This is a genomic window from Mycobacterium pinniadriaticum, assembly GCF_026242045.1.
In the GTDB taxonomy this organism is placed as follows: Bacteria; Actinomycetota; Actinomycetes; order Mycobacteriales; family Mycobacteriaceae; genus Mycobacterium; species Mycobacterium pinniadriaticum.
On the sequence record NZ_JAPJDO010000003.1, the window covers coordinates 306,698 to 320,325 of the forward strand.

Sequence of the window (13,628 nt, forward strand, 5' to 3'; positions counted from 1 at the left end):
CTCACTCGGTGTCTGCGAGCGTCGTCTGGAACGCCACCCGGTCGCCGCGGTACAACGCCCGGACCATTTCGATGGGCCGGCCGTCGGCATCCAGTGAGCGCCGGCGCAGATGCAGCATCGGCATAGCCGTCGTGGTCAGCAGCAGGCCGGCTTCGCGCGGGGTGGGCAGGATCGTCTCGATGAATTCGGTAGCCGACGCGAAACGCACACCGGTTGCGCGGATCGCGGCGTACAGCGATGTCTCCGGGTCAAAGGTGTCGTAGAGCCCGGCAAACCGGGGCATCGGCAGATAGGTGCTCTCCAGGCCGATGCGCTCATTGTCGGCCAGCAGCACACGTTCCAGATGCATCACCGGCTCGCCCACTTCGATCTCGAGTCCGGCCGAGAGATCCACGGTGGCCTCGATCTCCTCCCACGTCACCAGGATGCGGCCGGGCTTGCGGCCCATCCGCTCGGCACCCTCGGTGTAGGAGCGAAGCGACAGTGGTTGTGTCAGTTTGGGTTTAGCGACCACTGTGCCACGCCCACGGCGCTGAACGCGACCCTCCAGCAGTAGCTCGTGCAGCGCTTGGCGCACGGTGTCCCGGGCAACTCCGAAGCGCACGGCCAGGTCCCGCTCGGGGGGCACCGGGTCGCCTTCGGTCAGGCCCGCCAGGAGTTCGTCGAGCCCGTTTCGGACGACATGCGCTTTGCTCACGGTGCGTCGTGTCGGCTGAGCACCCGTTCGGCCACGGCGAGGACATCGTCGATGCTCACCGCCGGCGCGTCGGGGACCTTGGCGGCGTCGTCGTAGTACCGCAGCCGTAGTGCGTCGGACCACCATGGGTGATCGAGCAATTCCCCATCGACCGCGGGACCGCCCTGTGCACGCAGCGACAGCACCGACGTCGACGACAACGCATCGGCGTAGCCGGGTTCGGTGGCCGCGAGGTAGCGCTTGGCGGCGACGTGCGCACCGGCAAGCCATCCCACCCGAGCACCGTATCGCGGGGTCAGCCAATCCCGCGCGGCGACATCGTGGCGGTCCCGTTCGTTCGCGTCGAACAGCGGGCTGTGGGCCAGGTCGTGTAGCGCGGCCGCCAATACCAGTTCGTCGTCCGCGCCGTCATCGATCGCCCGCGCCGCCGACTGCAGCGCATGGTCGAGATCGTCGACGGCGTCCTCGTCCCATACTCCCCTCAGGGAGCGCAACAGCGCGCCGGTTTCCGCCAGCACCACGGATTCCTCGGTCTGACCCACGGCCACAGATTACCTCGAATTGGTCTATACCAATCGTTAATCTTTTGTTCAGTCAGCCAGAACCGGCCCGTAGGTCCACCGACGCCCAGGGTGTAGAGCCTCAGTACCCATGCGGGTGACGATCGTGGGTGGCGGCGTGCTGGGCACCGCCCACGCATGGGAAGCCATCGAACGGGGACACACCGTCGTCCAACTCGAACGCGAGACCGAGGCCCGCGGCGCGACGGTCCGTAACTTCGGCCTGGTGTGGGTGTCCGGGCGGGCGCACCACGAACTTGACGCCGCGCTGCGTGCCCGCGAACTCTGGGAGAAGATCGGTGAACGGGTCCCCGGAGTCGGGTTCCGCCCGGCGGGATCGCTGACCCTGCTGCGCTCTGGCCGCGAGGTGGCCGTCGCCGAACAGGTAGCCGGCCGCCCGGACGCCGGCCGGCGTGGCTTCCACTTGCTCGAGCCGGCTGACGTTCGCGCCCTCAATCCCGCGCTGCGTGGCAGATTCCTTGCCGGACTTCATTGTTCGCGTGATGCCGCAGTGGAGTCACGTCAGGCTCTACCCGCGATCCGCGCACACCTGGCGAGCACCGGACGCTACACCTTCCTGGCGGGTACCGAAGCCCGTTCGATCGACGGCGCTGTCGTACGTGACGACCGAGGTGGCCGTCACGACGGCGACCTGGTGCTGTTGTGCCCGGGCGCCGCCCACGGCGGGCTCACCCGAGAGGTCGCCGGCGACCTGCCGGTGCGACGGGTGCGCCTGCAGATGATGCAGACCGAGCCGCTCGGTGAGCCCCTTACCACCGCCATCGCCGACGGAGACAGTTTCCGGTACTACCCCGGCTACGCCGGTTCGGCACTGGATGACCTGCGGGACAACGAACCTCAGGAAGCGGTTGCCGACGCCAACGAGATGCAGCTGCTGTGCGTACAGCGCCTGCATGGCGGGCTGACGATCGGTGACACGCACGAGTACGCCGAGCCGTTCGGATTCGACGTCCACGAGCCGCCCTATGCGTACCTGGCCGAGCTGGTGGAGGAATTGCTCGGACGGCCCCTGCCGCCGGTGCGACAGCGGTGGGCGGGGGTCTACAGCCAATGCACCGACCCGGGCGAACTGGTGTGCCGGCGCGCGATCGGTCAGGGCGTCTGGTTGGTCACCGGGCCCGGTGGCCGGGGCATGACGCTGGCCCCGGCGATCGCCGAGCACACCGCGGAACTGATCGGCATCTGAGAAAGGGAACATGCTGGTGGACAACACTATTCAGCTGGCGGTCATCGACATGGCCGGCACGACGGTGGCCGACGACGGGTTGGTGGTCGAGGCCTTCGAGGCGGCCGCCACCGCGGGCGGGCTCCCGCCCAGCGGCACCGAACGCGAACGGGCCCGCCGCTATGTGCTCGACACCATGGGCCAGTCGAAGATCGCGGTGTTCCGGGCGCTGTTCGACGGCGAGGAACTGGCCCAGCGGGCCAATCGGGCATTCGAGTCGGCCTATGCGGAGCTGATCGACAACGGCAACGCCCGGGCGATTCCCGCCGCGGCCGAGGCGATCACGAATCTGCGCAGCGCCGGCGTGCGGGTCGCGTTGACCACCGGCTTCAGCGCGGTCACCCAAGACAAACTGCTGGCCGCCCTGGGCTGGCAGGCGCTGGCCGACCTGACGTTGGCTCCCGGTGACGGCGTGCGGGGCCGGCCCTACCCCGACCTGATCCTGACGGCCCTGATGCGCCTGCAGGTCGACGCGGTCGGCAACGTCGCAGCGCTGGGAGACACCAGCAGCGACATCGACAGCGCGCTGCGGGCAGGCTGCGCTATCGCGGCGGGCACCCTCACCGGCGCCCACAACGAACAACAACTACGCGACGCGGGCGCCACCCACGTCGTGCCCACGGTCACCGAGTTCGCCGACCTGGTCCTGCAATTCCGCTGAAACGAGGAGTGCTCATGAACATTCGTAAGTTGACGGCGGCAGTCACCGCGGCTGCCGTCGCAATGCTGGTTGGAGCCTGTGGAGGTACCGGGACGTCGGGCTCCGGTGATGGCACCACCTTGACGGTCTACACCGCCGACGGCCTCGGCACCTGGTACAAGAGCCAGTTCGCCAAGTTCACCAAGGACACCGGCATCAACGTCAACATGGTCGAAGCCGGCTCCGGTGAGGTGGTGTCGCGAGTGGAGAAGGAGCAGTCCAACCCGCAGGCCGACCTGCTGGTGACCCTGCCTCCCTTCATCCAGAAGGCCGACAAGTCCGGCCTGCTGCAGGCCAGCGGTGCCGACACCACCGGGATTTCGCCGGACCTGGTCGGTCCCGACGGTAACTACGTGGCGATCGTGAACAACGCCCTGAGCTTCATCGCCAACCCGGGCGCGGACCCGCAGCCGGCCAGCTGGGACGATCTGCTCAAGCCCGAATTCAAAGGCAAACTGCAGTATTCGACTCCCGGGCAGGCCGGTGACGGGACCGCGGTGCTGGTCTTGCTCCAGCATCTGATGGGCAAGCCGGGCGCCCTGGACTATCTGGGCAAGCTGCAGGTCAACAACGTCGGGCCGTCATCGTCCACCGGAAAGCTGCAACCCAAGGTCAGCAACGGCGAGTTGCTGGTCGCCAACGGCGATGTGCAGATGAACCTGGGCTCCATCAAGGACGACGGCTCGAAGTTCAACATCTTCTTCCCGGCGATGGCCGACCACAGCCGGACCACCGTGGCGCTGCCCTATGTCGCGGGTGTCACCAAGGGCGCTCCGCACGCCGACGATGCCAAGAAGTTGCTGGCATTCCTGATCTCCGACGATGTCCAGAAGACCGTCGCACCAGAGGCATTGGGCATCCCGGTGAAGGACGCGATCGCCAAGACCTCCACGGTCTCGTCGGACACCAACACCCCGACCGGCCTGCTCAACGGCGTGCAGGTCTGGACGCCGGACTGGAACGCGGTGCTGACCGACCTCGACGCCGATCTCGCCGCCTACCAGAAGGCCACCGGGAGCTGACGTGGCCGATATCGGCGTCAGCTCCTCTCCGACCACCGCAGCCGCGCAGCAGACGCCGACACTGCCGGAGGCCACCCCCGCGATCACCTTTGATCGCGTCGGGGTGGCCTACGGGCGGGGCAAGAAGTCGACCGACGCCCTGGTCGACTTCAACCTGAAGGTCGCCCCGGGTGAAACCGTCGCACTGCTGGGCCCCAGCGGTTCGGGCAAGTCGACGGCGCTCAACGCCTTGGCGGGATTCGTCCGGCCGACCTCCGGTCGGGTGCGCCTCGACGGGCGCGACGTGACGGATCTGCCGCCGGCCAAGCGCGGCATCGGGGTGGTCCTGCAGTCCTATGCGCTGTTTCCGCACATGCGGGTCGCCGAGAACGTGGCGTTCGGCCTCAAGTCCCACCGCGTTCCGCGCGGTGAGATCGGGCCGCGTGTCGCCGAGGCTCTCGACATGGTGGGCATGTCCGCTTTCGGAAAGCGGCTGCCTCGTGAGCTTTCCGGCGGTCAGCAGCAGCGAGTGGCGATCGCGCGGGCGCTGGCGATCCGGCCCAAGGTGTTGCTGCTGGACGAGCCGCTGGCGGCGCTGGACGCCCAGTTGCGTCACTCGATGCTGGCCGAATTGCAGCAGCTCAAGGAGGCCTTGCCCGAGACCGCGATGCTGTATGTCACGCACGACCAAGCCGAAGCGCTGGCGTTGGCCGACCGCATCGTCGTGATGAACGATGCCAGGCTGATGGACGTCGACACCGCTGAAAACCTGTGGAAACGACCACCGACCAGCTTCACCGCGGCCTTCCTGGGAGGTGCCAACCTGATCCCGTGCACCGTCGGGCGGGTCATCGGAACCTCAGCGCTGGTGAGCATCGCGCACAAGACCGTCAGCGCGGAGGCACCACAGCCAGCCGTCGGCAAGATCGACTGGGCGCCGGGATCGCAGGCGCTGCTCTGCATTCGGCCGCATGCCCTGCAGATCGTCGGACTGGGACATCCGGAAGCTTTGCGCGCCAACGTCAATGCCTCCGTGTGGCGAGGATCGACAACCCGTGTGGTCTTGTCTGTCAACGGGCTGTCCGATCTGCTCATCGAGGTCGACGCACCCGGCCACACCGGGTATCCGGTGGGTGCCGAAGTGGGGCTGCGCTTTCCGCAGCCTGCCGGGGTATTGGTACGGGCCGGGCGGTGACCGCGCTTCTCGAGCGGTCGGCACCGGCCGGTGATACGCCGCGCAAGCGTTCGCTCGCCCGAATCCGCCCGGTGCTGTGGACGCTGCCCCCGTTGCTCATCGTGCTGGTCGCGGCGGTCTATCCACTGGTGCGGGTGTGCCTGGAGTCGCTCAGCCCCCGCGACGGCAGCGCGGGCATCAGCACCTGGACGTCCGTCCTGGGTTCACAGGTCTTCCGGTCCGCCCTGTGGCGCACCGTGGCCATCTCGGTGACCTCCACCATCGGCTGCCTGATCCTGGGCACCTTCCTGGCAATCGTGCTGGCGTTCATCCCTTTTCCGGGGTCATCACTGGTCGGCCGGCTGATCGACACGATCCTGGCCTTGCCGTCGTTCCTGATCACCCTGGCTTTCACCTTTCTCTACGGTAGTGCCGGTGCGGTGAACGCGCTGATCGCCAGCGTCACCGGCGCCAGTTCCCCGGCGCTCAACTTCCTGTACACCCCGGCCGGGGTGATCGCCGCCGAGATCACGTTCTTCACCCCGTTCGTCATCCGCCCGCTGCTGGCCGCGTTCGCCTTGCTGCCCCGCCAGCAACTCGATGTCGCTGCCAGCCTCGGCGCCTCTCCCCTGCGTGTGCTGCGCTCGGTGATCATGCCGGAGGCATGGCCTGCCTTGATGGCCGGCGGCAGCCTGGTATTGCTGTTGACGCTCAACGAGTTCGGCATCGTGCTGTTCACCGGCGCCAAGGGCGTCATCACCCTGCCGGTGCTCATCTACACTCGCGGCATCGTGACGTTCGACCTGGCCGGAGCTGCCGTCATCGCCACCGTTCAGATCGTCCTGTCGCTGGTGCTGTACATCGGCTACCGAATGATCTTCGCCCGGGTCACCGCTGGCCCAAGCCGGGAGGACTAGCCGATGTTGTTGTGGAGCAGGCGTGGTCGGGCGATGGCACTCGCCGGGTTCGGGTTGGTGGTGCTGGTGGTCTTCGTCGCGCCGCTGGCCACGGTGGTGCTGGCCGGACTCGCCGGATCCTGGAACGGTCCGCTACCGTCGGACCTGGGGTTCGCCCGGTTCGGGCAGGCGCTGTCCGGTGAGAACCTCGCCAGTCTGTCGGTGAGTCTGCAGACCGCGTTCCTGGGCGGCGGGCTCGCCCTGTTCCTGGGCAGCTGGGCGGCGATCGCATCGCGTGGTGCGCCCCGGTGGTTGGGCCGGCTCACCGACGCGGTGTTCCATTTGCCGATCGCGGTGCCGTCGGTCGCCATCGGGCTGGGGCTGTTGATCGCGTTCAACTCCCGCCCATTGCTGCTGGGCGGTACTCGCTGGATCGTTATCCTGGCCCACTTCGTACTGGTGTTGGCGTTCGCGTTCAGCGCCGTGTCGGCGGCGTTGGACCGGCAGAACCCGGCCTTCGGACAGGCCGCCGAGTCGCTCGGGGCCGGGCCTGCCCGGGTGCTCTTCCGGATCACCCTCCCCTTGCTGTTGCCCGCGCTGGGCGCGGCGGCCGGCCTGGCGGTGGCGTTGTCGATGGGCGAGCTCGGCGCCACGGTGATGGTGTATCCCGCGACCTGGAAGACGTTGCCGGTGACCATCTTCGGACTCACCGACCGCGGGCAGGCGTTCCAAGCGGCGGCCAGCACCACGGTGCTGCTGCTGGTGACACTGCTGGTGCTGATCACCCTCGGGCGGATCAGGGGCCGCGCTGCGCTACGTTAGCCGGCGCAATCATGTCCTAGTCTGGGTCGTCGGCGGTACCTGTCGCCGACGAACAGGAAGGGACTGGGCATGCGCATCCTGAAGGTGGCAACGCTGGTCGCGGCGGTCACCGTGGCCAGCGCTCCCGGCATCGCCGGGGCCGCGCCGAAGAACTACTGCGCCGACCTCAAGGGCGTCGACAACGACCAGACCTGCCAGATTCTGATGTCCGAACCCTCCTACCAGGTCAACATCAGCTTCCCCAGCGACTACCCCGACCTGAAGGCCGTCGCCGACTACGTCAGCCAGACCCGCGACGGCTTCCTGAACGTGGCCAGGAGTTCCACCCCGCTCGACGTGCCCTACGAGCTGGACATTACCGCCACCAGCTACGACTCGGCGATCCCGCCACGGGGCACCCAGAGTTTGGTTCTGCAGACCTACGAGAACATCGGTGGCGCACACCCGGCGACGTTGTTCAAGGCGTTCAACTGGGATCAGGCCTTCCGCAAGCCGATCACCTTCGACACGCTGTGGCAGCCGGGCAGCGACCCACTCAAGGTCGTCTTCCCGATCGTGGTTTCCGAGCTGCAGAAGCAGACCGGCCAGCCGGTTTTCGTGGACCCGATCGCCGGCATGGATCCCGCCAACTATCAGGACTTCGCCATCACCAACGATGGAGTCATCTTCTTCTTCAGTCAGGGCGAACTGCTGCCCGAGGCCGCCGGCGCCACCCAGATCCTGGTTCCGCGCGCGGCGATCGACCCGCTGCTCGCGTAGCGGCTCAAAACGCCGGCAGGTGGGCCGCGGCTGCCATCGGCAGACGTCCGGCGCCTCGGCTGCGGCCCTCGTCCATCGCGGGCACGCGGGCGGCCATCGCGGGCACGCCGCCGGACCAGGACGCGTCGATCGGGGCCAGGGGTGCCGCCCCGCTGAGGCTGCTGGCGGCCCGTTCCAGCCAGCGGATGATCCGATCCTTCATGGCTGACCTCCTGGTTCGGTGTTGTCGCGTTGCCATTGACTCTCCTTCGTCGTGGCCGCTCCCGGTATCGGGAGGTTGGCGGATACGGCGGCTGAATCCGGTGTCCACCGATCGGGGGACATCTCGGCGATCCCGGATAGAGTCACTCGGCAAAGGGATGTGCGGGTCGAGGATCGGGGGTCTGATGGCGTCCAACAAGACGCGGGCACGCGTCGGCGCGGCGGTGTTCGCCGCCGGATTGTCGCTGTCGGCTCCGCATGGCACCGGAATCGCGTCCGCCGACTCGGCCGACGCCGGGTCGGTCTCGGCGGGCTCGGCGTCGAAGACCTCCGTCGCGCACTCGGCGCGAAAAACGCAACCATCGCGCTCCACCCCGGCGACACGGGGCTCGGCAAGCCGACCCCGGGCGGCGGCCGGCCCAGCGCGCAGGCTGCCGAAGTCGGTGCTCTCGGTCTCGAGACGGGTCAGCCCGGCACTGGCCCGCCCGGCGCGCACCGAACTGCCCGCTGCTGTGGTCACCGCCGTGGCGGTCACCGCCGTGGCGGCGGTTCCCCCCGTCCCGGCAGTCACGTGCCGAACGTGCGGTGCGGTGACGGCCTTTCCCGGCGAGCACGCGATCGCCGCGGCGCTGGGGCGAGCGTTCAACTCGGTCGCCAATCTCTTGTCGCGCCTGCCGGCGAATCCCGTCACCGATTTCCTCGAAGGCGGCCTGTTATTGGTGCGCCGCACGTTCTTTCCGTTCCTCACCCAGGGTCCGGAGTGTGTCACCGACAAGAGTTGCTTCGGCGCGAACCTGACCGCTGCCGACCTGTCGGGCAAGGATCTGACCGGGGTGAATTTCACCCGTGCCGAGCTGGCGAACGCTGATCTGTCCGGCGCGGACTTGACCGGCGCGCTGCTGAGCTACGCGGACCTGACCGGGGCCAACCTGCACGACGCGACCCTCACCGGCGTCACCTGGCACCGGACGACCTGCCCCGACGGCGCCAAATCCAGCAGCGGATGCTCGGCCACGACGTCACCGCCGTCGATCACGATCCACAACAGCTCTGGGCAGACGATCTGGGTGTACAACCTGACCACGTCCGGCAATTACAGCATTCCCGCCGGTTTCACGCCGGTCCAGGTGCAGGCCGGGGACACCACCGCGGTGACGCTCGCCGTCGGCACCGCCGCGGCGGGCTCTCCGGAGAACCGGATCTACATCGTGGAGGGGTCCGCCGGATTCACCCTGCCGGTGAGCTCGCCGGGCGGTGTCGACGCATTCAATCCGACCGCGCCCACGGCGGGCAACTCCTTCGACAACTACAGCTTCCTGGAGTACAACTACTACGCCGTCAACGGCGGTTATCAATACACCATCGATACGTCCTATATCGACGAGTGGTCGTTGCCGATCCAGCTGCAGTTCCACCTCAATGGGGCCGACTGGTCGGGTGCGCAGGACGGAAAGACTTACGGATTCAACGATTTCGACACAGTCGTCAATCAATTGACAACGGCCGGCGGCCCGTACGCGGATCTGGTGTGGAGCGGTACCACGCCGTGGTCGCCGTACCCACCGGCAACGGTCAGCCGGATCATCGGTCCCGACAAGGTGTGGACCCAGCAGTCCACCGAGCCGGCGAGCAACATCAACATGAACAACACCGGCTGGGTGCCGGCCTCGTATCAGGATTTCGTCCAGTACGGTTCCGTGGCAGGCAGTTATCCCTACGCCTACAACGGAACCCAGTACTCCACGGACGGCAACTTCACGTTCTGGAAGACCTCGGTGTCCGGCCCCGGATCCACTCCCTACCCGATCGCGTTGCGCACCGCGGCGGTGCTCGACGGGTTTCCCGCCGACGCGAACGGGGTCTACGGATTCTTCACCTATCCCAATGACGAGACCGCCGGACAGTTCACCAACATTCCCGATGCCGTGTCGCTGGACGTCTACGTGTTCGGCACCTCGGACGGGGTCAGCGACAGCGTGATCACCGGCGGCACCTGGCTGTACTCGAGTTCCTCGGCGGCTACGCCGCTACACGGCACCGACGCCACCGACACCTACGTCCTCGACCATGCCTTCGCCAGCGGAGACGACGCACCGCTGCTCGATGCCCGCACGCTCGATCACGACGTCGTCGTGATCGACAAGGCAGCGCTGGACGGGGCGACCAGCTCGTCGGTCGACATCGTCACCAGCGCCCAGTTCGGCGATGGCGGTGCCGCCAACTACACCAGCCAGTTCGTCTACGAAACCTCCACCGGATATCTGTACTTCGACCGTGATCCGGACCTGCCCGGCTACACGGCGGTGCTCGCCAATCTGTCGGGCAGTTCCATCGACCCGTCCTCGTCGGTGTTCGTACTGTAGATGTCATGCCCCGACTCCCCCGCCGGATCGCGTCGGACCTGAACGCGCGCCTGCGCAGCCCCGAAACCGCCGCGGTGGTAGCGGGTTTGGAGGGCAAACTCACCGAGCGGCGCCGTGACTACAAGCTGCAGTCCGGTGCGTTCCGCGGCGTGCGGGTGCTCGTCTACCGCGGGTTCGTGGCCGACGACGTGGCAAAGGTCCGGGTCCGGGTGATCGAGACCCCCGAGCTGCCAGGCGACAGCCGCATCCCGTACTGGGACGTGGCGCAGAGCAATGTGCGCCGGCATGCGGCGCTGTCCATCGCCGGGGCCGAGGTGGAGTTGCGGATCGGCCGGCACCGGGCCACCGAGGTGACCGACGGCCACGGCTTCGCCAACTTCGCGGTACCGGTACCGAAGTTGCGGGTCGGCTGGCATGCCGCCGACGCCGTCGCCACCGACATCGGCGACGACAATCCGGCCGTGGGCGCCGGCTGGGTGGTCAAACCATCGCTGGCAGCACCGTTTCTGGTGGTCTCCGACATCGACGACACGATTCTGCTCACCGGTCTGACCGAGGGTCTGACGATGGTGGCCCGGACGCTGTTGCGTGACGTGGAGCAGCGCACCGCGATTCCGGGGATGTCCCCGCTCTATCGGGGCTTGGCGCGCGGCGTTCCCGGCCGCTCCGGAAAGGCCCGCCCGGAACCGGAATTCTTCTATGTGTCGACCGGAAGTTGGTCGTTCTATCCGATGTTGGAAAAGTTCATGGAGCTGCGGGCCTTCCCGCCGGGCCCGATGTTCCTCACCGACTGGGGTCCGACCGAGCGGTACCTGAGGCGCAGCGGCGCCGAGCACAAGCGCGCGGCCGCCCGGCGGCTGTTCGAGGCCTATCCGCGTATGCGCTTCGTGCTGATCGGCGACAGCGGCCAGCGCGACCCGATGATCTATGAAGAGATGGCCCGGGAGTTTCCCGGCCGGGTGCTGCTGGCCCTCATCAGGCAGGTCGGGGCCGACGACGAGGAGCGCAACTCCCAGCTGCGCGAGCGCGCCGACGCGTTGCGGGGCGAGGACATTCCCCTGCATCTGGTGGCCGACGCAACGCAGGCGGCCGAGCTGGCCCACCGCCTGCACCTCTGCGACCAGGACACGGTCGCCCAGGTGCGCGCCGAGGTTGACCATTCCTGACATCGAACTTTGCTGCAATGTTAGTCTCTGCTGGCTGCAGTCAAGAGGATCCTTGCTCAGGAGGTGGGGTGCGGGCGTCGGGGTACATCGCGGGCGTCGCGGTCGCGCTCGGGATCGGAGCGGCGTTGCTCGTCGGGCACGGGGTGGCGTCGGCCGCCGCTGACCCCGGACCGTCGGCCGGGAAGTCCACGCCGGGCCACTCGAAGTCCGTTGCCGGGTCGGCGCGGGCGTCCACCGCCGCCGCCAAGACCCGCAGCCGATCTCACCGGCCGGCCGTCCGCCCGGCGGCCGGACACTTCGCGCCACCGGCCTCGGTACGTCGCGAATTGTCCTCGGCAGTGCGATCCTTCACCTCCGCGATATCGGTGAAGCTGCCGCCGATGCCGGTGCGCAGCGGCCTGTCGTTCACGGTGTCGCCCGACTTCATGACCGGTTTCGCCGATGACTACGTCGCCGGCGGTGGCGATCCCAACGACGGCGCCCGGTTCTTCTTCGGCGACCTTGCCGTGAAAAGTCTCGACGCCCTGGCCGAGCCGAACATCCCGTCCCGGCAGGTACATCTGCTGCTGGGCAACCTGGCCGCATCGGGCTACTTCGGCGGAATCTGGCTGCGCGACAACCTGAGTGCCACCACCGGCACCGCGGCTGTCGCCGTGCCGTCGGTGGCCGCGCCCACCGTCGACTTGTCGCCGTCGGCCATCGGGATTCGGCTCTTCGACACGTTGGCTGCCGGGCTGTCGGGCGTGGCGGCGCGCGCACCGGATCCGATGGTGTCGACCGTCGCGCACGTCTCAGTCCCCGTACTGCTCGCGCTCTACGGATACAACCGTGGCTACCTGCAGGTGGTGCTGGAGAACCCGCCGCCCGGTGTGCCGTCGATGCAGGACACGCTGAGCTGCGACGGCTTCCTGGACTGTAACTCGACCGCCTTCCCGCTGGAGCTGGCCACCCGCTACGACAGCGCACTGGGCGAGCTGGACAATCCGACGAATCTGGGCTGGGCCGAGATGTCGATATGGACCACGGTGCTGCGGGGCGCGACCAGCGCGGGCAGGTTCGTGTGGGAGGGACTCGCCCGCAACGGATTCTCGCCGACGTCCTACACCGCGCTGGTCGAGTTGAGTTCGGCCTACCTGATGATCTCCAAAGCGGCGGTGCTGTCCAGCATGACCGCATACGCCGACGGCGACACGACCATCGGCCGCAGCTCGTTACGGCTGCAGGCCGGATTGTGGATGTGGTCGGGTGCCTACTTCGCCGGTCTCGCCTCGAGCGCGGCTCGCGGCACCATGCCCGCCATCGTGGCGGCTTAGCCGACGATCAGCGGTGACGATGGGCCATCACTCGCCGACTCCACGTCACCTTGACGCCATCTCTTCGATGAGCCGCCTGATGAGCATGAGGACGAAGCTGTCGAAGTCGGCCCGAAATCGGGCAGCATCCGACACGAACGGACGCTGCATCGACATGCCCAGGAGCACCACCTCCATCAGACGCACTGACTCGTCGATCTTGTCGTGCGGCGCGTCGGCTCCGGTGATCGTGCGGAGCATTTCGGCGAACTGCTGACGCTGCGCTTCCCGAAACTCGAGGTATGCCGTCCGCAGGAAGTCGTTGTGGTTGGCCGCGGCCCCGAACTCGACCACGAAGGTGACCGTGTCGAGGTTGTCCAGGAACAGGGTGTACAGCAGACCTGCCGCGTCGGCGAGACCGTCGGGAACCGATGCCGCCTGGGTCAGCTGCGTGGCCGCCGTGGCGAACAGGTTCTTCGCCACGTCGTTGATCGCCGCGTCGAACAGCTTCTCTTTGGTCTCGAAGTGGTAGTGCAGCAGCGTTTGCGACACGTTGGCCGTCGTCGCGATCAGACGCATCGACGACTTCTCGTAGCCGTGGGCGCGGAAACACTGCACCGTCGCCTGCAGGATTCGCTGCCGGGCGTCGGCGGACGCGGCCTCGGCACCCCCGTCACGGTCGGCTGCCGAAACCGCTGGTGTCAACATTGACGCTCCTTGCTCCGCGATGATCATGTCCCCGATCGCCCAG

Annotated in this window: 14 protein-coding genes; 10 read left to right on the forward strand and 4 right to left on the reverse strand. The window is 67.5% G+C overall.

All coding sequences use genetic code 11. From position 1 onward, the window contains the following. Position 1: 1 nt before the first annotated feature. Both ORI27_RS05715 and ORI27_RS05720 read right to left on the reverse strand, forming a co-directional pair. Complete coding sequence (locus tag ORI27_RS05715; RefSeq protein WP_265995592.1) at positions 2–697, reverse strand: GntR family transcriptional regulator; 696 nt, start codon at positions 695–697, stop codon at positions 2–4. After that, entirely contained in the window at positions 694–1,239 is a 546-nt protein-coding gene (locus ORI27_RS05720) for an HD domain-containing protein (RefSeq protein ID WP_265995593.1), read from the reverse strand. Before ORI27_RS05720 ends, ORI27_RS05715 begins: the two co-directional genes overlap by 4 nt. A 109-nt stretch (positions 1,240–1,348) precedes the next feature. Here ORI27_RS05720 and ORI27_RS05725 point away from each other — a divergent pair, with 109 nt between their 5' ends. From ORI27_RS05725 to ORI27_RS05755, 7 genes are all read left to right on the forward strand, one after another. Beyond that, the gene (locus ORI27_RS05725) at positions 1,349–2,464 is read left to right on the forward strand and encodes a TIGR03364 family FAD-dependent oxidoreductase (protein WP_265995594.1); all 1,116 of its coding nucleotides are present in this window, start codon (positions 1,349–1,351) and stop codon (positions 2,462–2,464) included. Between the two features lie 10 nt (positions 2,465–2,474). Then, positions 2,475–3,164, forward strand: a complete 690-nt coding sequence (locus ORI27_RS05730; RefSeq protein ID WP_265995595.1) for a phosphonatase-like hydrolase — start codon at positions 2,475–2,477, stop codon at positions 3,162–3,164. Between the two features lie 14 nt (positions 3,165–3,178). Then, positions 3,179–4,225, forward strand: a complete 1,047-nt coding sequence (locus ORI27_RS05735; protein ID WP_265995596.1) for a 2-aminoethylphosphonate ABC transporter substrate-binding protein — start codon at positions 3,179–3,181, stop codon at positions 4,223–4,225. Positions 4,226–4,286: 61 nt separating this feature from the next. After that, positions 4,287–5,399 carry an ABC transporter ATP-binding protein gene (locus ORI27_RS05740; RefSeq protein ID WP_265995666.1) on the forward strand — a complete coding sequence of 371 codons (1,113 nt, stop codon included), beginning with the start codon at positions 4,287–4,289 and terminating at the stop codon, positions 5,397–5,399. Beyond that, entirely contained in the window at positions 5,396–6,295 is a 900-nt protein-coding gene (locus ORI27_RS05745; RefSeq protein ID WP_265995597.1) for a 2-aminoethylphosphonate ABC transporter permease subunit, read from the forward strand. Before ORI27_RS05740 ends, ORI27_RS05745 begins: the two co-directional genes overlap by 4 nt. 3 nt (positions 6,296–6,298) lie before the next feature. Continuing rightward, the gene (locus ORI27_RS05750) at positions 6,299–7,096 is read left to right on the forward strand and encodes an ABC transporter permease subunit (protein ID WP_265995598.1); all 798 of its coding nucleotides are present in this window, start codon (positions 6,299–6,301) and stop codon (positions 7,094–7,096) included. 69 nt (positions 7,097–7,165) lie between these two features. Further along, positions 7,166–7,855: an esterase gene (locus ORI27_RS05755; RefSeq protein WP_265995599.1), complete on the forward strand. Its 690-nt coding sequence runs from the start codon at positions 7,166–7,168 to the stop codon at positions 7,853–7,855. Positions 7,856–7,859: 4 nt separating this feature from the next. Here the strand turns inward: ORI27_RS05755 and ORI27_RS05760 are convergent, their stop codons facing one another. After that, entirely contained in the window at positions 7,860–8,057 is a 198-nt protein-coding gene (locus ORI27_RS05760; RefSeq protein WP_265995600.1) for a hypothetical protein, read from the reverse strand. A gap of 184 nt (positions 8,058–8,241) precedes the next feature. Between ORI27_RS05760 and ORI27_RS05765 the strand changes: the two genes are divergently transcribed. The 3 genes from ORI27_RS05765 (at position 8,242) to ORI27_RS05775 (ending at position 12,898) form a co-directional block, all read left to right on the forward strand. Then, positions 8,242–10,419: a pentapeptide repeat-containing protein gene (locus ORI27_RS05765; RefSeq protein ID WP_265995601.1), complete on the forward strand. Its 2,178-nt coding sequence runs from the start codon at positions 8,242–8,244 to the stop codon at positions 10,417–10,419. Positions 10,420–10,424: 5 nt separating this feature from the next. Then, on the forward strand, positions 10,425–11,585 hold the full coding sequence (locus tag ORI27_RS05770; RefSeq protein WP_265995602.1) for a phosphatase domain-containing protein: 1,161 nt from the start codon (positions 10,425–10,427) through the stop codon (positions 11,583–11,585). A gap of 68 nt (positions 11,586–11,653) precedes the next feature. Next, positions 11,654–12,898, forward strand: coding sequence for a hypothetical protein (locus ORI27_RS05775; RefSeq protein WP_265995603.1), 1,245 nt, complete (start codon positions 11,654–11,656; stop codon positions 12,896–12,898). 45 nt (positions 12,899–12,943) lie between these two features. On the opposite strand, the gene ORI27_RS05780 is transcribed toward ORI27_RS05775, so the two are convergent. Then, positions 12,944–13,585 (reverse strand): TetR/AcrR family transcriptional regulator, encoded by a 642-nt coding sequence (locus tag ORI27_RS05780; protein ID WP_265995604.1) that lies wholly within the window; start codon positions 13,583–13,585, stop codon positions 12,944–12,946. Positions 13,586–13,628: the final 43 nt, after the last annotated feature.